This is a genomic window from Bilifractor sp. LCP21S3_A7 (genome assembly GCF_052118825.1).
Lineage (GTDB): Bacteria > Bacillota > Clostridia > Lachnospirales > Lachnospiraceae > Bilifractor.
Map to the genome: position 1 here is coordinate 44,387 of NZ_JBQKGL010000013.1, position 19,448 is coordinate 63,834.

Consider the following 19,448-nt stretch of genomic DNA (forward strand, 5'->3'; position numbering starts at 1 on the left):
TCTGCCTCAACACTGCCGGCCGCTCTTATCTGCGTCCGCGAACATAGATTGCCTTGTGCGGGCACATCTCCTGGCAGCAAAAACAGCGGATACATTTTCTGTAATTGTATACCGGAGGATGATCACGTCCCTTTGAAAAACGCAATGCCTTTCCCTCTACCGGGCAGCTTTCTACACAGACGCCGCACCTCCGGCATTTATCTGCGTCGATTCTGGGAGCCGGTTTCAGGAATCGCAGAAACGTCACCGTGTTCATGATTCCCTCCGCCTTACCCTTCTTCCGGTTCACCCGAAAATCCGGTTTGCCATATTTTTTCACGGCAGACAGCATGGAAAGAGGTCCGTCCGGCGTCACAAGGTCAATATCATCTTCCCGCCAGGTACCAAGGCCCATCTGCGCTCCCGCGACTTCCGTCGGCACCGCTTCCGGATCCAGATATACAAGTCTTGCGAACACGCTGTCCAGCGCAACAGGGTCCGTCGAAAGCAGCAGCACATTCATCGGAACCGGATCTCCCGACGTCGGGCCATTTCCCTCCATTGCCACGATCCCATCCATCACATAAAGGCGTGGCCGGACGAGAAGATTCAGATCCACGATCATTCTTGCCATGCTCTCCGCGCTCGGATATCTGGTGTGTCCCGCTGCCTTGTGCTTTCCCTGGACGCAGCCGTACTGATTCTTTACAGCCCCCGTGATGTGTTCCAGCGCATGCGTCTTCATCTTGCAGACGCTGATCAATGCATCTGCCTCCGTGACATCCCGGGCAAGCATAAACTCCTTTGCGTGAATTCCCTGCGGATATTCCGTCCGGACGGCCTCGTCAAAGGGAGCCATACGACACCCGTATTTCGTCAGCTCCTCCCGCATCCCCAGACGCTCCATCGATCTGACTGAGGAGCCGAAACCGCCGGAATCTCCGGCCGATACATCGATATAATGTTCCTCCGCCAGAATTCTCGCCAGCATCTCAACGACCACCGGATGTGTCGTAACCGCGCGTTCCGCGTCTGCTTCCCGCACAAGATTCATCTTCAGCAGTACCTTTTCCTCCCTGCAGACATATTTTTCAATGCCTCCGATCAGGCTCAGGCCCTGCTTCAAAGCCTGATACACTCTCTCCGGATCATAACTGCTGCACGGAACAAGCGCAACTGTACTCTTCAAGCCTTTATCCTTCCCTCTGGCCATTTTCCTTCCTTCTGATCACTTCTCTTCGTTCTGATCGTTTTACTTTCTTCTGATATTTTTCTTCATTCTGATCATTTCTCTTCGTTCTGATCATTTTACTTTCTTCTGATATTTCTCTTCGTTCTGATCATTTCTCAGCCACAGTATGTGTCACATGATATCACCAGGTGATTGCCGCACCAGAACCGGATGAAGCTTTTTGTCCGCACAAACAAAAACTGCCACGCTGTTTTCCTTCTTTATAAACATAAGGATCGAAAAACGCGCGGCAGCTGGCTTTATACAGTATGTGGTGCCCCATTTGCGGGGCATGAGAGTTTATACGGGAACGAATCACCTCTCTCCCGCTTCTCTCCGTCGCCAGATTACCTCATTGCTTAAACAAGGGATCATTTGGCAAACCTGGTGACATCCCGTTATTACTCTGAGATTTTTGATTTGTCCCGGATGTTAATCTGTCCCGGATGTTAACCGAAAAGAAGAAGTCAGTCCTTCGTGCCCATCTTTGTGATCAGAATACAGTTCGGTGTGTCAACCTTCATCGGCCTGCCCTTCATGACAAGGATATTTTTCTCATAGTCAACGGCAAATGTCGTGATGCTGTTGGATTCATGATTGACGCAGGCGATATGCTTCCCATCCGGGAACATCGCGATATCCTTCGGATACTCTCCACTGATCGGAAGTGCAAACTTCTTCGTCAGAAAACCGGTCTTCTGATCCACCTTAAACATGGCAACCGTATCATCGCCCGCCGTCGAAGTGAAGAGATATTTTCCATCCGGAGAAAAAGTCATCCCCGATGCGGCATCATGGAGCTGATCCACATTGTCAGAGGTCGTGCTCACGCTTTGGATGTAATCAAACCTGGGAACATCATCCTCTACGGAATAGGCGAACACATCCACCCTGTTGGCCAGCTCATAGATCACATAAGCAAATCTTCCATCCTGACTGAACTCAATCAGCCTTGGACCGGATTCGCGCTCGCAGCGGAGAATATCCACCAGCTTAAGCTTACTCTTGGAGCTGATACGATAGATCTTCACCTGATCGATTCCGTTATCTACCGCACAGATAAAACGGTTGTCAGGCGTCATCTTCACGCAGCTGACATGCGGACGGAAGTTTCTCTCCGCCACACTGCCGAGGCCCTTGTGGAACACGCCGTCCATCACAGAGCCGAGGCGTCCGTCATGATGCGTATGAACCAGTGTCACCTTGCCGTCGTGGTAGCCCGCGACCAGAAGATACTGACCCGTCGCGTCAACAGATAAATAGCAGCCACGCATACCATCGATGCCGATCTTATTGATCATCTCAAGATCACCGTCGGGCTTGATGTCAAATACCGCCACACCCTCATCCGCAATGGAGTACAAAAATTTTCCGTTCGCTGAGCGGCAGATATAAGATGAATTATTCACTGGGATCACCTTACGCAGCGAAAGAGTCCCCTCCTTCACATCAACGTCATACAGGTGGATGCCGATACTGCTTCCGTGGGTATACGTTCCAACATACGCAACATACTTTTCTGCCATAATCTCTTCCTCTTTTCTATTGTTGACTGCATTCTGAAAAATTACTGTATAAGCTCTTCGAAAACACAGACAGGATCGTCGCACGCGAAGCGCGCGTAAGAGACTGTATGCGATTTCGAAGGCAACAGGTATGAGCACGAAGTGACGCACAAGCGGCATGGAAGTGCTCATACCTGTAGGATTGCGAGAGTGCGAAGCACGGAGCAATCCGCAGCTTATACAGTTTGTAGCCCTGTTTACAGCATGTGGTTTGCTGTATAAGCTCATCGAAAACGCCGCGACAGACCGACGAAGTCGTTCACCTGCAGGATTGCGGAGCATGGATCAATCCATAGCTTATACAGTATGTCGTGCCCCGCCTGCGGGGCATGGGGTTCTGTCAGAAAACAAGTGTGCCCTCTGCATTTCAGTCTGATCTGCAGTTCCCGGCAACACGCTAAAAGTATATCACGAATCATAAACCGGCACAAGGATTTCGCAGTTCTATCGTCCTACAGGAAACGGGCTCTGAACCGGCTGCTCATTGACAACCCCGGCCGTGCGGCGTTACGATATCAGAACCATGGAAAGAACTTTTACTTATATTATCAGAGAAGAAGATGACGGCAAGGACATTCACGCCTTCCTGCGCGAGAAGGGATACTCCAGACACATTCTCGCCTCTATGAAGCCGATCCCGGACGCCGTTCTGGTCAACGGAGTCCATCAGTATATGCGCTACATCCTCCGCCGGTCTGACGTGCTCACAACAAAAGTGCGTGATAACGTCTCCTCGGAGACGATCATCCCTGCCCCTGTTCCCTTCCGGATCATTTATGAGGATCCGGATCTGCTTGTCATCGATAAGCCTGCCAATGAAGCAATCCACCCTGCCGTCGGCCATCCGGCCAATACTTTGGGAAATGGTGTCGTCTGGTATTTTCAGCAGAAGAGTATTCCCTTTGTCTTCCGCTGCATCAACCGCCTGGACAGAGACACTACAGGTCTGCTGATCGTGGCAAAAAATCTCGTCAGTGCCTCCATTCTGGAGCAGCAGCTTGTGAGAAGGGAGATTCACCGGACGTATCTGGCAGTCGTCGACGGACATACCCCTGCTGAGGGTACCATCGACCTGCCGATTGCCCGCAAGGAAGGCTCTCTCATTGAACGCTGTGTGGATTTTGACCGGGGTGACCGGGCGATCACTCACTTTCAGACGCTTGCTTATTTTCCCGCGCCCGGCAGAACCGATTTCCTGAATTCCCGGAAAGCAGTATCTGCATCCGGCACAGCGAAGACAGACTTCACACCCGGTTATTCTGCTGTCTGTCTGAAGCTTGAGACCGGCCGCACTCATCAGATCAGGGTTCACATGTCATACCGGGGACATCCTCTTCTCGGAGACACCCTGTATAACCTTCACTACCTGCGAAAGCCCGACGAACTTTCCGAGCCCGGAACCGTAAAGCCTTCCGGCGGAGACCCTCTTGCCATCACACGTCAGGCTCTCCACTCATGGAAGCTTGATTTCATTCACCCCATCACCGGAGAGGCAATGCATTTCACGGCACCGGTGCCGGAGGATATGAGGGCGCTGCTGTATCAGACACCGAAGGACAGCTTCTGACAGCACTGCTGTATCAGACATCATAAGGCAGATTATGACGTTGCTGCCGTATCAGAGGCCAAAGGCATCTGATGAAAACAGAGTATTCTACGTCCTGTACAGATAACAGAAAAGAAAAAAAGAAAAGGAAAAGAAAGGAAAAAGAAATGGAAAAAATCGCAAGCTTTACCGTAAATCATCTGACTCTTATGCCCGGCATCTATGTCTCCCGAAAGGATCATATCGGCTCCGAGTGCCTCACAACCTTTGATCTGCGCATGACCGCCCCGAACCGCGAGCCCGTCATGAACACTGCGGAATGCCACACCATCGAGCACCTCGGCGCGACCTTCCTGCGCAACGATCCCGAATGGAAAGACCGCGTGATTTACTTCGGACCAATGGGCTGCCGCACCGGCTTCTACCTCATCCTCGCCGGGGACCTGTCCTCCGCCGATATCACCGGTCTTGTGATCCGTACCTTCACCTTCATCCGCGACTACAAGGGAGAAATTCCCGGCGCGGCAGCCAGAGACTGCGGAAACTATCTCGACCAGAACCTCAGCATGGCAAACTGGCTTGCCCGGAGATATCTGGAACGGGATCTGTCACAGATTCACGAGGGGAGCACCGAGCGGCTTGTATATCCCGACTAAACCGCGGCTAAGGCCTTCCCCGCACTGACGCTGTGGTGATCCTGGCTGCCTTCCCAGCCGGGGAAAATACACAACTGAGAGAATTGTTCCCGTCAATTTCTGATATTCGCATAGCTTCTCTGCTGGGGCAGCGCCCAGCTCTCAGAACTGTTCCTGTCAATCTCAAATATTCGCATAACTTCTCTGCAGAGGCTCGCACAGCCGGCAAGGTCAGAATAAATCTGTTCTATGTATTTGTTAGGTTAAGGAAAAGCGGCATTCATCCCATACGCAAGCATGTGGGATGAATGCCGCAATTGATAACTGTACCTCTGTCAGTGCATCCCCGGCGGTTACTTTCTCTCTAGCACATCCAGTATACGCTGAAAATCTCCTCCGTTCTCCCGGAACACCGTCATCATCTCGCTGGTCAGGGAGATGTGTTCCCGATCCTCTGGAACTTCCGCGGGCGCATACCAGCCGGCCATGGACAATTCATCCTCCTCCAGGGTGATCTGATCCTTGTCGCCGTCCAGCTCGCAGAAAAATCCCATTAGCAGTGTGTCAGAAAACGGCCAGGGCTGACTCTTGTAAAAGTGAAGATTACGGACCGCAAGCCCCGTTTCCTCCATAACCTCCCGGTGTACCGTATCCTCGATGCTCTCTCCACTCTCATTGAATCCCGCGATCAGCGCAAACCTCTTATATTCTCTCCCGGCGTACTTGCTCATCAGAAGCTTCCCGTCATGAACCACCGCAACGATAACGCCGGGGCAGATGACCGGATAGAAGGTTCTGCCGCATCTCGGGCACTTCATCATCCTTTCTTTTTCATCCGCCACGAGCTCTGCCCCGCAGCCTCCGCAGTACCTGTGACTCGAGTACCACAGGGAGAGCTGTTTTCCGGTCACGCCGGCAAACGCGCGATCTCCTGGTTTTGCGCTCCGGAAGGTCCAGTCCTTCTCAAAGCGAAATCCCTCCTCAAGAAGAATCTCCGGAATCTCCTCCGGCTCGATCACCACGAGATAATACTCCTCATCATCAATCCGGAAGAGATAGATGAACTCTGCGTCCGTTCCATCAAAATCTTTCGTTTTCGGATACGTAAGAACTCCGTCTTCATCCATCCGGAGCAATGTCAGCGGTCCATTGTACACCAGCGCCGTTTCATAACCGGCAGGCTGCTTGTTCTGATACTCGATGTGAAATTTTCTGGGTGCAATATCCTGAATCATTTTTCCTTGTCCTTTTCCTGCTTTCATCGGATCCGATGTGAAACATCTTTTCGGATTTTCTCCATGCGTTTTCTCTGTCTTCATTGGTTCCGACACGAAGCATCCCTTTATTTTCTTTCTCTGGCCTCATCGGCTCACACGAAGCATCCCTCTATCTTTCTCTGTCTTCATTGCTTCCGACGTGGAACGTCTTTTCAATATCTTTTATCACAAAGCGGTAGCAAACCCCGGTAAAAATGCCCGCCGTAAGCCAGGCGGCAGGGTCACAGAAGCAGGCTGCCAGATAACTCATCATATGAATGGAAATGAATGCCGTAATTCCCCGGGCGACAAATTCGACAATTCCGCCGAACATCGGAAGCAGTCCGTAGCCACATCCCTGCATGGCGTTCCGGAATACAAAAATATAACTCAGCGGAATGAAAAAGCAGACCGCGACGTTCACGTAGGTTTTTGCCCAGGGCATCAGCGCGCTGATATCCTCATTTCCCGAGAAAAAAATGCCCAGTGTCAGCGGCAGTATAACCACACAGATCACTGCAGCTCCAACCGCATATATCGTGTCGATCAGAACAGCGGCATTGACTCCCTTCTTCACGCGGCCGATCTGGCGGTTGCCGTAATTCTGCCCGCAGTAGGTCGAGATCGCCGATCCCATCGACGGCATCTCCTGTGACAGCAGCGTAACCACCTTATTTGCCGCGGTATATCCGGCCACTGCCGTTGAACCGAACAGATTCACGGCAGACTGCATGATCATGGTTCCGGAGGATGTGATCGCGAACTGAAGCGTCATCGGGATACTGATCCCGAGCTGTGCCTTCGTCATTTCCTTTGACAGACGCCACTCTCCCCGGCGCGGTCTCAGGATCTCCGCTTTCCGGTAAATGTAGATAAAGCACAGCACCGCAGCCATCGCCTGTGAAAGTACCGTGGCAAGGGCCGCGCCCGCCACTCCCATACGGATGCCCATTGTCAGCAGAAGATCCAGAAAAATATTTGATACAACAGCGAAAATCAGAAAGTAGAGCGGTGCCTTGCTGTTCCCGATTGCCCGAAGCAGAGCCGCACTCATGTTGTACATGATCATGGCGATCAGGCCGACAGTTATGATCATGATGTAGGTATGCGCGTCCCTGTAGATATCATCCGGTGTATTCATCACGCGAAGCAGCGGTCCCATCAAAAGTGCGCCCGCCACCGTGAAAGCCGCCGTAAGAATCAGGCTGAGAAGCAGAGCATTCGCAACACTCCTGCGCACACCCTTCTCGTCTTTTGCGCCGTAATGCTGCGACGTCAGTACCGTAAACCCGGTAGACATACCCTGCGCAATTCCGCTCAGCAGAAACATGATCGTCCCGGTCGATCCAACCGCCGCCAGCGCGCCGGCACCTACCACTCTTCCGACAATCACCGTATCCACCACATTATAAAATTGCTGAAAAAGATTTCCGAAAAAAATCGGAATCAGGAAACGAAGCAGAATAGACGACGGCCTGCCCTTTGTCATATCTGTTTCCATTCAGAATACCTCCAGTTCATCCGGAATCATTAATTCTTTCAGAATACCCAGGTTCATCCGGAACTATTTATTCAACCACATTTCAGAATGCCCAGGTTCATCCGGAATTATTCATTCAGTCACAAATCTGTATTTTATCCCAGAAAAGCCAGAGATTCAATATCAATCCGAGAGACAGGCATCCCACTGCATCTCAACTTCCTGCATCCGGTCCATACCGGACTTATTCACGCCGGACTTTGCAGGCAGAAACGAAAAGCCGCAGCTCCGGCAGGACATCTCTGCCATGCGGAGTTATGGATTTTTTTCATCCTCTTCGCTATAATACCTGTGAGAGCCGGTCCGCTTTCAACGAATACCGGCTCTCAGTACCAGGAAACAGAGTTAGCTTCTTCAATTACCGGAAATCAGAGCCAGCTTCTTCAATTATCGGAAATCAGAGTTGGCTTCTTTGATTACCAGGAGTCAGAGTTAATACTACAATTCGGAGGGATACAGCAATGACAGGATACAAAAACATCGTATTTGACATGGGAAGGGTTCTGGCTGACTACAACGCCGACAATGCCACACGGGAATACACATCGGATCCCGACGTGATCCGGGAGGTCAACCTCCTCGTCTATCACTCCGGAGAATGGATCATGCTGGACGCAGGACTGATCCGTGAGGATGACGCCCTGAAGAAAATGCTGTCCCGCGCATCCTCCGATGAGGTCCGCAGCGCGGTTCGCTTCAGCTTCCAGAACTGGGACAAATACAATCTCACTCCCCATCCCGGAATGGGCGCTCTGGTAAGGGATCTGCGCGAAGCAGGAAAAAAGACATACATCCTGTCCAATGTCAGTGTCCGTCTGGACCACGGCAAGTGGAAAAGCCATCTCGAGACGCCCGATCTTTTCGACGGGGTCTTTCTCTCTGCTCCTCATAAGGTTCTGAAGCCCCAGCGGCAGATCTATGAAATGTTTCTTGAGGAATTTCACCTGAACCCACAGGACTGTCTCTTCATCGATGATCTTCAGCGAAATGTAGACGCCGCCCGCTCCTGCGGTCTGGGCGGATACGTCTTCGATGGAGATGTCCGGAAGCTCCGGGATTTTCTCGGCATGGCGGATTCTGTATAAGCTCTTCGAAAGCGCCGACAGGCCGCATGCCCGAAACGGCTCCCTTCGGATGTGCGGTACCGTCTATGCTTCTGCGGGCGTCTTCCTGTCCTCCCGCGAATGCATCTCCTTCTTATTCATATACATCTCGTGATCTGCCCGCGACACGGTCTCAGATCCGTCCTCCCCCGGAAGCTGCTGTGCGATGCCGTATGCAAAATCCAGAGGCTGATCTCCAAACTCCGGATCACATTTTTTCCTTGACTGAAGCTCACGAAGAGCCGGAAGCAGTTTCTCCGGTCCGGTTTTCCAGGAAAGCAGGCAGAACTCATCTCCGCCGATCCGAAAGATCTCTCCAAAGGAAGAAAGCGCTTTCCGGGCTGTCTGACCAAAGGCTAGCAGATAAGCATCACCCGCATCGTGCCCGTATCTGTCATTTACAAGCTTCAGGTGGTTCAGATCAAACATAACAGCGGTAAGTGTCCTTTTTTTGCCGGAATACTTCTTAAGAGTCTTGTCATAGACCCCTCGGTTATGCAGCTTTGTCACCGGATCTATCTTTGTGTACATCTGTTCCAGGGCGAGATACATAAAGAGATAGCAGATGCTGATGCAGTTCCAGTTCGCTGCGAGATCCCCGTAGACAATCTGCGCAATCACACCTATCCCGACGATTACCTGTGCAAACAAAAGCATGATCCGGTCGCTTCTGTCGAACAGATAATTACGAGAGTAGTACATGCGCACCATCACCACATACATCACATATTCGGCGATTATATAATAAATATATTTATTGGTATAATACATATACCCGTCGCTGTGATAGAAAATAACCGGCTTCCAGATGTTTACAATCGGAATCACACTGAAACAGATCAATATGATTACATTTAGAACCCTGTTGACAAGCGATATCTTTTTCAATCGCAGCATAGGTATAATCAGGATCAGAAACGCGACCAGAAAATAAATGACACAAGTCAGCACATTCAGCAGGTAGTCAATCCGGGCCGTAATCCTGCATATCGTAAAAATCGCCTGCCAGATCTGATCCAGAACAATTATCGACACAATCACACCTCCGGCACACGCAAAAGATCTTTTGATTCTCTGATCGATATTTATATTGTCATAGAGCCGGAACCAGGCGAATATCACCAGAATAAGGCTTATGACATCTTCAAAAAGAACTAACATATTTCTCCTAAAATCAAACGAGATAAAACACGCTGCGCAAGTTTTATCTCTCTATCGCGACGCTCGCGTAAATCAAAATCACAGATGTTCCTGGTGCCATTGTTGACCGTACCGATATCTGTGTCAGTATATTACCCTGCTTCATCATCTGCCACAGCGAATTTTATTGCGTTAATAGCGCTGATATCTGGCAAAGCGATATTCACCGCTTCTGATTCGTATAAGCGAGAATACCCGCCACTGTTTTGGAATCCTGTATCCTTCCGCTGTAAATATCCTGAAGCAGTACCTCCGGCTCAACGGCACGCAGTCGGATCTCCTCCGCTTCATCCAGCGCCTGGCCATGGGAGTCCTTCAGGTCAGAGGCAAAATAGACATCCGTGTACTCATTACAGTAGGCAACCGCCGTCTTCAGCCGCAGCAGCAGCTTCCATTTCCCGGCAGTGTATCCGGTTTCCTCCCTCAGTTCTCTTCTTGCGGTATCCTCTGTCGTCGCATCCTCCGCATCAACCGCTCCGGCCGGAAGTTCCAGAGTCTCCCGGTCAATTGCCGGTCTGTACTGACGCACCATAAGAATTCTTCCGTCCGCGAGAACCGGAACGATACATGCGCCGCCTCCCTTTTTGTGACAGACAAAATCCCACTTCTGAATGCAGCCGTCCGGAAGCTCCATTGTGTCCTGATACACATCAACCACGGAGCCGCTGTAGGCCAGAGACCGCGACAATCTTCTCAGATGGCCGGTTCCTCCCAGATTTTTCTTGCTCCTGCTCTCCGATATCTGATTTTCCTTGCTCCTGCTCTCCGAAATCTGATTTTCCAGGCTCCGATTACTCTGACTCCGGTTTCCCGGGCTCCGGCATTCCGGGCTCTGATTTTCCAGATTCTGATCCTCGTCCTTCATATATTCAATCCTTTCGTCTGCTGTGGGCAGAAACTTCACGGCTAAAAGATTTTGGGCAGGTGAACGAATTCTCTTCTTTTTGCGAAATGAATCTGTCCGTCACTCGTCTTCTCCGTCTTCCTTCAGAATGGCGACGTTTTCCTCGCAATGCTCAACCTGCCTTGAATAAAGGTGGGCGAGATCAATCATATCCTCAATGGACAGCTTCCGCCCCGCCGCGTTCCATTCGGCCAGACACATCATCCACAGAAAACGAAGGCTTCTGTCAATGTAGCGGAAGACACCTGCCGCATCCCCGTCAGAATAGGTGTCAAGTGTATAGCGAAAGACGAAGTACACGCAAAGCTTTGTGAACCATCCGGGAAGACAGTCCTCATGGAGCCTCTCAAATTCCGCGCGCAGCCGCGCCGGAAAGTTGTCAGCTTCACCGCTGACAGCTGTCCCCGCATCGCCGACCTCACCGCTGACCGTTATCCCTGCACCGCTGGCCTCACTGCTGAAAGTCGTCCGCGCATCGCCGGCCTCACCGCTGACAGCCGTCCCTGCAACGTCGGCCTCCATACCTGTAGTTCTTACCCGTTCCAGCATTTCGGTCCAGCGGTGATCGATAACCTCGAGTCTCTCCATACGCCGCATCAGACTCCTCTGGCTCTCCTGTGTCGGAATGATGCCGATCTGACGCTCAATGTCATTCATTTTCTCCCTCCAGGAAAGCTTATGATCCTCATCCTGGAGATAACGAACCGCATCATCGCGGATCGTCAGAATTCCACGAAGCCGTTCGCGGTCCGTGTCGCCCCATCCCCGGTCTGTATCATCCTCCATGCGCTGCAGCTGCACCGGTCCCGAAGAAAAAAATATTCTTCCGAACTCCATACAGGAAAGGCTCATGTCCATCTGCTGATAATTCCCGATCTGCTCAAAATACCTCGGATACTCATCACAGACGACACTGATCGCCTCCGGTCCCAGGTGAGTGATGATCTCGCACAAATTGTCATCGTTAAGGAAAGGGCAGCGATTCTGATCCGTAAGCGGGAAGAAACAGGTACGGACCTCTTCTCCGTCCGCGTTTTCTTCTGTTTCTGTTTTCATGGCACGCCGCAGGTGCTTCCCGAAGGGACCCTCGACATACCGGTAGTATTCCTCCGTTTCCCGGTCAAGATCCACTTCCCAGCCTGCGCAGCAGGTATCCGGGCACTTTCCTGCAATGCAGGAAAATTTCAGAACCGTATCGGGATACTCATAAATCATATCTGCTCGTCCCCCTTATGCGAATTCTCAGCCATATGACATCCTCTGTCCATCAGAACTTTATTCCACGAAGCCATTCATCCGTCAAAGGCGCCTGTTATTCATGATCACCTGATCTCCCCCGGATTCACGCGAATCTCCCGGCTTCTCTTTACGTCCCAGAAACTGCAGTCGATCACCCCGCCCTTATGATTCAGAAGCTGTATGAACGGATCGCAGTCCGCGCTGTGCAGAAAATCCTTCGTCTGCCGGAAGAGACGAGCCTTGCTGACATCATTCTCATGAATCGTAAGGGAACAGATCCATTCCTTTCCAGAATACACAACAGCCAGATACATACGGTTTGCCAGAAAATCCTCTACATCTTCCCGCATGTGCTCGAAATCGCGGTCTGTCGCCTCATAGTGCGCGTTCCAGTCACCGTAAGTCAAAGTGAAGCCATCCTCGAGATCAATATAGAGATCGTCGCTTCCCTTCGGGTTTAACACCGAGACACAGAAACATCCATTTTTCAGATATTCGTAACCCTCATCCTCATTCGTGTAGGTTGTGATCTTTTGTCCTCCCAGAAAATCAAGAACCGCTCCGAGCATCGCCGCAGGTCTGATCTTAACAGGTTTTGCCATTCTATTATCCTTTCTTATCTAACTGAGTGATTTCCCACTTCATCTTGCTTCTGACTTTCCTTGTCAAGAGCGTATAACAATCATACCACATCAAAAACGCTTCGAGTACATATACGCGACTCCTTTTATTAAAAAAAGATCTCCCTTACCTGACGCAAAGGCTCGCAAAAAGAGCCGCAGACCCCTGTTTCAAGGGTTTGCGGCTCTCCATGAATTACGCGATAATACTGTTTTTCGATTACTCGATGATCGTAGCTACACGGCCGGATCCTACAGTGTGACCGCCCTCACGAATAGCGAAGGTAAGTCCCTGCTCCATAGCGATCGGGTGGATCAGCTCGATGGTCATCTCAACGTTATCACCAGGCATGCACATCTCAGTGCCTTCCGGAAGAGTGATAACACCGGTAACGTCAGTTGTTCTGAAATAGAACTGCGGACGATAGTTATTGAAGAAAGGGGTATGACGGCCGCCCTCGTCCTTTGTCAGAACGTAAACCTGAGCGGTGAACTTTGTATGGCAGGTTACAGTGCCGGGCTTAGCAACAACCTGTCCCTTTTCGATATCCGTTCTGTTGATACCACGGAGAAGAACACCGATGTTATCACCAGCCATAGCCTCGTCAAGGAGCTTATGGAACATCTCAATACCGGTAGCAACAGAAGAAAGCTTATCCTCAGAGATTCCAAGGATCTCAACCGGATCATTCAGTCTCAGAGTACCACGCTCTACACGGCCGGTAGCAACAGTTCCACGTCCGGAGATTGTGAATACATCCTCAACAGGCATCAGGAACGGCTTATCTGTATCACGTGTCGGAGTCGGGATATGCTCGTCAACAACGCTCAGGAGCTCCATGATCTTGTCGCCCCACTCGCTGTTCGGATCCTCAAGAGCCTTCAGAGCAGAACCGCGGACGATAGGTGTGTTCTCGAATCCGTACTCGTCAAGAAGCTCGGTAACCTCCATCTCAACCAGCTCGATCAGCTCGTCATCATCAACCATATCACACTTGTTGAGGAATACAACCATGGCCGGAACACCTACCTGACGTGCAAGCAGAACGTGCTCACGAGTCTGAGCCATAACACCATCAGTAGCTGCAACTACAAGGATAGCGCCATCCATCTGAGCCGCACCTGTGATCATGTTCTTTACGTAGTCAGCATGTCCTGGGCAGTCAACGTGTGCATAGTGACGATTCTCAGTCTCATACTCTACATGAGCGGTATTGATTGTGATACCACGCTCTCTCTCTTCCGGAGCTTTATCGATGTTGGAGAAGTCAACGATCTGGTTCTCATCGGTAGGCATTCTGGTAGCCAGAACCTTTGTGATTGCAGCTGTCAGAGTGGTTTTGCCATGGTCTACATGTCCGATGGTACCAATGTTGCAATGCGGTTTTGTTCTTTCAAATTTCTGTTTTGCCATTGTAATACTTCCTCCTTAAAATGAATACCGGCGTTCTGCCTGCGTATTTACTTTATTAAAAATTACTGTAAAATAGAAAATCCGCTATGCTTGATTATATTTCATTTTCAGAATCTTTGCAAGTGAATTCTCTCTATCCGGAGTCCCGTGCACGAAATTCCGGGTCTGTCCCGGGCAGTCGTGACGTCTGACGGAATGGCTCCGTCCATCCGGTGCTGATCTTAACGGTGCTGCCCCGCGAACGGGGCAGGAACCGTTTCATTACTTATCAGAAAGGACCTTCTCCTGAACAGACTTCGGAACCGGCTCATAGCGGTCGAAGAACATGGAGTAGTTTGCACGTCCCTGTGTAGCGGAACGAAGGTCTGTGGAGTAACCGAACATCTCAGCCAGCGGAACAAAACCGCGGACAAGCTTTCCGTTTCCTACATCATCCATTCCCTCGATACGGCCACGGCGGGAGTTCATATCACCGATAACATCTCCCATGTATTCCTCAGGTGTAGTAACCTCAACCTTCATGATCGGCTCGAGGAGCACCGGAGCGCCCTTCTCCATCGCCTGCTTGAAGGCCATGGATCCGGCAATATGGAATGCCATCTCGGAAGAATCGACCTCATGATAGGATCCGTCGTATACCTCAGCCTTGACTCCGACTACCGGGAATCCGCCGAGCTGACCGGCCTTCATAGCATCCTGAATACCCTCATCGATGGACGGGATATACTCCTTCGGGATGGAACCGCCGGTTACGCTGTTAACGAACTCGTAGGACTGCTCTGCGTTTGCATCCAGCGGCGAGAACTTAACTTTACAATGACCGTACTGTCCTTTACCACCGGACTGACGAACATACTTGCTGTCGATATCCGATGCCTTTGTGATTGTCTCTTTATATGCGACCTGCGGAGCTCCGACATTTGCCTCTACGTTAAACTCACGAAGCAGACGGTCAACGATGATCTCCAGATGGAGCTCGCCCATTCCGGCGATGATTGTCTGTCCGGTCTCCTGGTTTGTGGTAGCGCGGAAGGTCGGATCCTCCTCAGCCAGCTTTGCGAGAGCCTCGCCAAGCTTCTGCTGTCCTGCCTTTGTCTTCGGCTCGATCGCGAGCTCGATAACCGGATCCGGGAAGTCCATGGACTCCAGAATTACCGGATGCTGCTCGTCGCAGATCGTATCTCCGGTGGAGGAGAACTTGAATCCGATAGCCGCGGCGATATCTCCGGAATATACCTTGGACAGCTCATGGCGCTTGTTGGCATGCATCTGAAGGATACGGCCGACACGCTCTTTTTTGTCCTTGGTTGCATTCAGTACATAAGAACCGGAGTTCAGTGTACCGGAATAAACTCTGAAGTATGCAAGACGTCCAACGAACGGATCGGAAACGATCTTGAATACAAGAGCTGAGAACGGCTCTTCGTCAGAAGAATGTCTTACGACTTCATTTCCGTCCAGATCTGTTCCCTCGATGTCCGGTACGTCAGTAGGTGCCGGCATGAAGTCAACGACTGCGTCCAGAAGCTTCTGAATTCCCTTGTTCTGATGTGCAGAACCGCAGAGAACCGGAACGGCCTTATTCGCGATAGTTGCCTTGCGGAGTGCCTTCTTCATGTCGTCGATGCTCGGCTCCTCACCGTCGAGATAAGCCATCATCAGATCATCGTCGAACTCAACGATCTTCTCGACCATCTCTTCGTGAGCGGCCTGGCACTCATCCTTCATATCGTCCGGGATATCTACGATGGAGATATCATCGCCGGTCTTGTTGTTGTAGATGTATGCCTTCATCTCGAACAGATCAACTACGCCCTGGAAATAATCCTCTTTGCCGATCGGACGCTCGATAACAACCGGGTTCTTGCCGAGCTTGGTAATGATCTCGTGAACGGTGTTGTCGAAGTTTGCTCCAAGGATATCCATTTTGTTTACAAATGCCATACGAGGAACATTGTAAGTATCCGCCTGACGCCATACGTTCTCTGACTGAGGCTCAACACCGCCCTTGGCATCGAATACACCTACGGCACCGTCAAGTACACGAAGAGAACGCTCAACCTCAACTGTGAAGTCTACATGTCCTGGTGTATCGATGATGTTGATGCGGTGCTCAAGCGCACCCGGCGCGGGTTTGTTCTGGTACTGATGTGTCCAGTGGCAGGTAGTGGCAGCGGATGTGATCGTGATACCACGCTCCTGCTCCTGTGCCATCCAGTCCATTGTCGCAGTTCCTTCGTATGTCTCACCGATCTTGTAGTTAACACCGGTGTAATACAGGATACGCTCTGTCAGAGTAGTTTTACCTGCATCAATATGCGCCATGATACCAATATTTCTGGTTCTCTCAAGCGGATATTCTCTTCCGTTATCAGCCAACAGAGTTCCCTCCTTTTAGAATCTGTAATGAGCAAATGCCTTATTGGCCTCTGCCATCTTATGCATGTCTTCTTTACGTTTCACGGATGCTCCGGTGTTATTCATAGCATCGAGCAGCTCGTTTGCCAGTCTGTCAGACATTGTCTTCTCACTTCTCTTGCGTGAGAACATTGTCAGCCAGCGAAGTCCCAGAGCCTGACGTCTGTCCGGCTTAACCTCTACCGGTACCTGGTAGGTAGCTCCACCGATACGGCGGGCCTTAACCTCGAGCTGAGGCATGATATTGTTCATAGCCTCTTCAAAACATTCAATTGCCGGCTTTCCGGCCTTTTCCTCTACTTTAGCAAATGCGCTGTAAACGATCTTCTGAGCAGTACCTTTCTTGCCGTCCAGCATGATGCTGTTGATCAGCTTGGTTACAACCTTGTTGTTGTATACCGGATCTGCTAAAACATCTCTTTTCTGAGTATGTCCTTTACGTGGCACGTTACTTCCCTCCTTAATCATTAACGATTAGATCTCAGGTACTCACATCTGGTATGGTACGAATGTGTCTGTACCGGTAATTTTTCTATCCAACCTGCAGCCGCGGAGGTTGTCGAAATACCGTTACACAAAACCATAAAACTTTAGTGAGATAATGAATTCTTATCCTGGTTGCTTTTGTATTACTTCTTCGGCTTCTTGGCGCCGTATTTGGAACGGGCCTGCTTTCTGTTGGCAACACCTGCAGTATCGAGAGTACCACGGATGATGTGATATCTGGTACCTGGCAGGTCCTTAACTCTTCCTCCACGGATCAGCACAACGCTGTGCTCCTGAAGGTTATGTCCCTCTCCAGGAATATAGCTTGTAACCTCGATACCGTTGGAAAGACGTACTCTGGCGATTTTTCTAAGCGCTGAGTTCGGCTTCTTCGGCGTAGCGGTCTTAACTGCTGTGCAGACACCACGCTTCTGAGGAGAAGACTGGTTTACAGATTTCTTTGTCAGAGAGTTGAAGCTTCTCTGCAATGCCGGTGCGTTGGACTTCTTTACGGAAGTCTGACGGCCCTTTCTAACTAACTGGTTAAATGTAGGCATTCCTTTTATTTCCTCCTTGTTTTTCTACGGCTGCTTCTTATTCAGTCATCACATGGAAAAAAGGCGCACAAACGCCCCTTCTTTAGTCATGCCGGCTTATTATATCGTTCCTGAAAATAAATGTCAAGCCCTCCGCAGTTTATTACAAATTCAAATTACAAGCCAAATTACAAGCCCTCCGCGGTTTATTACAAATTCTTTTCATTGTTCTAAAAATATGCTATACTTATTACTCAGTAAACAGCCGTACGATACATCTTACTTAGTAAACAGCCATACGATACATCATGCCACACACTGTATTAGCTGCGGATTGCTCCGTGCTTCGCGGCAGGCGGCCTGTCTGCGTTTTCGAAGAGCTGATACAGTAATGGAATAACATTGCAGCAGTGGAGTATGTTTTCAGAAACTCACAGGGGTTACGCCTGACGATTCATGATGAAGATCATAGATATTAAACCTTCACAACTCAGAAACGGAATGATTATCGCCGATGAGATTCTTGACCGGCACGGGCGCGAGCTTGTAAAAAGCGGAACCTATGTCGATGACTTCATGATCGATCGGCTTAATACGCTTCCGATCAGCTATATTAAGGTTTATTACGGAAGGCCCGGCAATTCCGACCAGTCCAAGGACGAAATTCCGCCCGCCATTATGAACAAGATTCTGCAGTTTCGAAAGCCGGATACGACAAAGCTGGTTCTGTCCACCCTTGTAAAGGAGAGAATCGAATCCGGCATGAAAAGCATGTTTCAGAACGCGAATAACCCCCGCATTGTCATGAGGGAAGCGTCCTCAATCGTCTCGGATTTAATGGAATCCATCCGGAAGAACAATTCCATTGTCCTCAGTATCAATGACCTGCGTATCTCTGATGAATACACCTTCCGTCACAGCGTTGACGTAGCCGCTCTGTCCATGATGATCGGCCGCAGAGAAGGGCTTTCCTCCGACAGGATACACGAGCTTGGCACAGCGGGGCTTCTCCATGATCTTGGCAAAACCCGTATTCCGAATGAAATTCTGAACAAGCCCGGCCGCCTTACACCGGAAGAGTTTGAGATCATGAAGAAGCACAGCGAATACAGTTATATGATGATCAAGGATAATCCTGACATCTCCACCGATATTGCACTGGGTGTTCTCCAGCATCATGAGAAAATGAACGGAACCGGATATCCAAACGGAGTTATGGGCGGACTGATTCATCCCTATGCAAAGATCCTGACCGTCGCCGATATCTTCGATGCCCTGGTAACGGACCGTCCCTACAAAAAGGCCATGAAGCTCAGAGATGCAGTCGAAATTCTTATGACGATGACTGCAGCGCTGGACGAAAATGCCCTTCATAGTTTGCTCCATTCCATCATCCTCTACCCCGTGGATTCAGTCGTTACCCTCAGCAACGGAGAAACCGCGAAGGTCGTGCGCAACAATCCGGAACTCATACAGCGGCCTACCGTAGTCTCACTGAAAAACGGAAATGTATATAACCTTGCTTCCATTGACTGCCTGAACCTTGTCATTGAAAACTAAGCCATAACGAGATAAAACCGAACCATAAACGAATTGCCAAAGATTAATCCTTAAAAACGAGATAAAACACGCTGTGCGAGTTTTATCTCGCTATCGCGACGCTCGCCGCACACGAATACTTCGCATTCGGTTGCGGCTCACTGTTCGCGTAAATTAAAGCATCCCCTCCGGTGGATCAAATCCTCCGGAGGGGATGCTTTTTGTCAGCCCTGACCT

16 protein-coding genes are annotated in these 19,448 nt (G+C 50.3%); 4 read left to right on the top strand and 12 right to left on the bottom strand.

Annotated features, from left to right (window positions below):
- Positions 1 to 25: 25 nt before the first annotated feature.
- Both ACTQ1O_RS11770 and ACTQ1O_RS11775 read right to left on the bottom strand, forming a co-directional pair.
- Positions 26 to 1,192 (bottom strand): DUF362 domain-containing protein, encoded by a 1,167-nt coding sequence (locus tag ACTQ1O_RS11770; RefSeq protein WP_441487410.1) that lies wholly within the window; start codon positions 1,190 to 1,192, stop codon positions 26 to 28.
- Positions 1,193 to 1,677: 485 nt separating this feature from the next.
- Complete coding sequence (locus ACTQ1O_RS11775) at positions 1,678 to 2,736, bottom strand: lactonase family protein (protein WP_441487411.1); 1,059 nt, start codon at positions 2,734 to 2,736, stop codon at positions 1,678 to 1,680.
- A gap of 562 nt (positions 2,737 to 3,298) precedes the next feature.
- Here ACTQ1O_RS11775 and ACTQ1O_RS11780 point away from each other — a divergent pair.
- Together ACTQ1O_RS11780 and ACTQ1O_RS11785 are read left to right on the top strand one after the other, a co-directional pair.
- Positions 3,299 to 4,342: an RluA family pseudouridine synthase gene (locus ACTQ1O_RS11780; protein ID WP_441487412.1), complete on the top strand. Its 1,044-nt coding sequence runs from the start codon at positions 3,299 to 3,301 to the stop codon at positions 4,340 to 4,342.
- Positions 4,343 to 4,488: 146 nt separating this feature from the next.
- The gene (locus tag ACTQ1O_RS11785) at positions 4,489 to 4,977 is read left to right on the top strand and encodes an S-ribosylhomocysteine lyase (protein ID WP_441487413.1); all 489 of its coding nucleotides are present in this window, start codon (positions 4,489 to 4,491) and stop codon (positions 4,975 to 4,977) included.
- Between the two features lie 332 nt (positions 4,978 to 5,309).
- Here ACTQ1O_RS11785 and nudC read toward each other — a convergent pair whose 3' ends face one another.
- Both nudC and ACTQ1O_RS11795 read right to left on the bottom strand, forming a co-directional pair.
- The gene (gene nudC, locus ACTQ1O_RS11790; RefSeq protein ID WP_441487414.1) at positions 5,310 to 6,191 is read right to left on the bottom strand and encodes an NAD(+) diphosphatase; all 882 of its coding nucleotides are present in this window, start codon (positions 6,189 to 6,191) and stop codon (positions 5,310 to 5,312) included.
- Positions 6,192 to 6,342: 151 nt separating this feature from the next.
- Positions 6,343 to 7,713, bottom strand: coding sequence for an MATE family efflux transporter (locus tag ACTQ1O_RS11795; protein WP_441487415.1), 1,371 nt, complete (start codon positions 7,711 to 7,713; stop codon positions 6,343 to 6,345).
- Positions 7,714 to 8,213: 500 nt separating this feature from the next.
- Between ACTQ1O_RS11795 and ACTQ1O_RS11800 the strand changes: the two genes are divergently transcribed.
- Positions 8,214 to 8,837 carry an HAD family hydrolase gene (locus ACTQ1O_RS11800; protein ID WP_441487416.1) on the top strand — a complete coding sequence of 208 codons (624 nt, stop codon included), beginning with the start codon at positions 8,214 to 8,216 and terminating at the stop codon, positions 8,835 to 8,837.
- Positions 8,838 to 8,900: 63 nt separating this feature from the next.
- Here ACTQ1O_RS11800 and ACTQ1O_RS11805 read toward each other — a convergent pair whose 3' ends face one another.
- From ACTQ1O_RS11805 to rpsL, 8 genes are all read right to left on the bottom strand, one after another.
- A complete protein-coding gene (locus ACTQ1O_RS11805) occupies positions 8,901 to 10,016 on the bottom strand; it encodes a GGDEF domain-containing protein (RefSeq protein WP_441487417.1) in 1,116 nt (371 codons plus the stop codon).
- Positions 10,017 to 10,218: 202 nt separating this feature from the next.
- Complete coding sequence (locus ACTQ1O_RS11810) at positions 10,219 to 10,920, bottom strand: NUDIX hydrolase (protein WP_441487418.1); 702 nt, start codon at positions 10,918 to 10,920, stop codon at positions 10,219 to 10,221.
- A 99-nt stretch (positions 10,921 to 11,019) separates the two neighbouring features.
- On the bottom strand, positions 11,020 to 12,174 hold the full coding sequence (fliB, locus tag ACTQ1O_RS11815; protein ID WP_441487419.1) for a flagellin lysine-N-methylase: 1,155 nt from the start codon (positions 12,172 to 12,174) through the stop codon (positions 11,020 to 11,022).
- Between the two features lie 107 nt (positions 12,175 to 12,281).
- Positions 12,282 to 12,800 (bottom strand): hypothetical protein, encoded by a 519-nt coding sequence (locus ACTQ1O_RS11820; RefSeq protein ID WP_441487420.1) that lies wholly within the window; start codon positions 12,798 to 12,800, stop codon positions 12,282 to 12,284.
- A 238-nt stretch (positions 12,801 to 13,038) separates the two neighbouring features.
- On the bottom strand, positions 13,039 to 14,232 hold the full coding sequence (gene tuf / locus ACTQ1O_RS11825; RefSeq protein WP_441100738.1) for an elongation factor Tu: 1,194 nt from the start codon (positions 14,230 to 14,232) through the stop codon (positions 13,039 to 13,041).
- Between the two features lie 261 nt (positions 14,233 to 14,493).
- Positions 14,494 to 16,611 carry an elongation factor G gene (gene fusA / locus ACTQ1O_RS11830; protein ID WP_441487421.1) on the bottom strand — a complete coding sequence of 706 codons (2,118 nt, stop codon included), beginning with the start codon at positions 16,609 to 16,611 and terminating at the stop codon, positions 14,494 to 14,496.
- A gap of 15 nt (positions 16,612 to 16,626) precedes the next feature.
- Positions 16,627 to 17,097, bottom strand: a complete 471-nt coding sequence (gene rpsG, locus ACTQ1O_RS11835; RefSeq protein ID WP_441100740.1) for a 30S ribosomal protein S7 — start codon at positions 17,095 to 17,097, stop codon at positions 16,627 to 16,629.
- Between the two features lie 182 nt (positions 17,098 to 17,279).
- A complete protein-coding gene (rpsL, locus tag ACTQ1O_RS11840) occupies positions 17,280 to 17,693 on the bottom strand; it encodes a 30S ribosomal protein S12 (RefSeq protein WP_441474974.1) in 414 nt (137 codons plus the stop codon).
- 435 nt (positions 17,694 to 18,128) lie between these two features.
- Between rpsL and ACTQ1O_RS11845 the strand changes: the two genes are divergently transcribed.
- Positions 18,129 to 19,232, top strand: a complete 1,104-nt coding sequence (locus tag ACTQ1O_RS11845) for an HD-GYP domain-containing protein (RefSeq protein WP_441487422.1) — start codon at positions 18,129 to 18,131, stop codon at positions 19,230 to 19,232.
- The last annotated feature ends 216 nt before the right edge of the window (positions 19,233 to 19,448 follow it).

Coding starts and splice junctions, on each gene's coding strand:
- ACTQ1O_RS11770 (WP_441487410.1), bottom strand. CDS start 1,192: ATGGCCAGAGGGAAGGATAAAGGCTTGAAGAGTACAGTTGCGCTTGTT.
- ACTQ1O_RS11775 (WP_441487411.1), bottom strand. CDS start 2,736: ATGGCAGAAAAGTATGTTGCGTATGTTGGAACGTATACCCACGGAAGC.
- ACTQ1O_RS11780 (WP_441487412.1), top strand. CDS start 3,299: ATGGAAAGAACTTTTACTTATATTATCAGAGAAGAAGATGACGGCAAG.
- ACTQ1O_RS11785 (WP_441487413.1), top strand. CDS start 4,489: ATGGAAAAAATCGCAAGCTTTACCGTAAATCATCTGACTCTTATGCCC.
- nudC (WP_441487414.1), bottom strand. CDS start 6,191: ATGATTCAGGATATTGCACCCAGAAAATTTCACATCGAGTATCAGAAC.
- ACTQ1O_RS11795 (WP_441487415.1), bottom strand. CDS start 7,713: ATGGAAACAGATATGACAAAGGGCAGGCCGTCGTCTATTCTGCTTCGT.
- ACTQ1O_RS11800 (WP_441487416.1), top strand. CDS start 8,214: ATGACAGGATACAAAAACATCGTATTTGACATGGGAAGGGTTCTGGCT.
- ACTQ1O_RS11805 (WP_441487417.1), bottom strand. CDS start 10,016: ATGTTAGTTCTTTTTGAAGATGTCATAAGCCTTATTCTGGTGATATTC.
- ACTQ1O_RS11810 (WP_441487418.1), bottom strand. CDS start 10,920: ATGAAGGACGAGGATCAGAATCTGGAAAATCAGAGCCCGGAATGCCGG.
- fliB (WP_441487419.1), bottom strand. CDS start 12,174: ATGATTTATGAGTATCCCGATACGGTTCTGAAATTTTCCTGCATTGCA.
- ACTQ1O_RS11820 (WP_441487420.1), bottom strand. CDS start 12,800: ATGGCAAAACCTGTTAAGATCAGACCTGCGGCGATGCTCGGAGCGGTT.
- tuf (WP_441100738.1), bottom strand. CDS start 14,232: ATGGCAAAACAGAAATTTGAAAGAACAAAACCGCATTGCAACATTGGT.
- rpsL (WP_441474974.1), bottom strand. CDS start 17,693: ATGCCTACATTTAACCAGTTAGTTAGAAAGGGCCGTCAGACTTCCGTA.
- ACTQ1O_RS11845 (WP_441487422.1), top strand. CDS start 18,129: ATGATGAAGATCATAGATATTAAACCTTCACAACTCAGAAACGGAATG.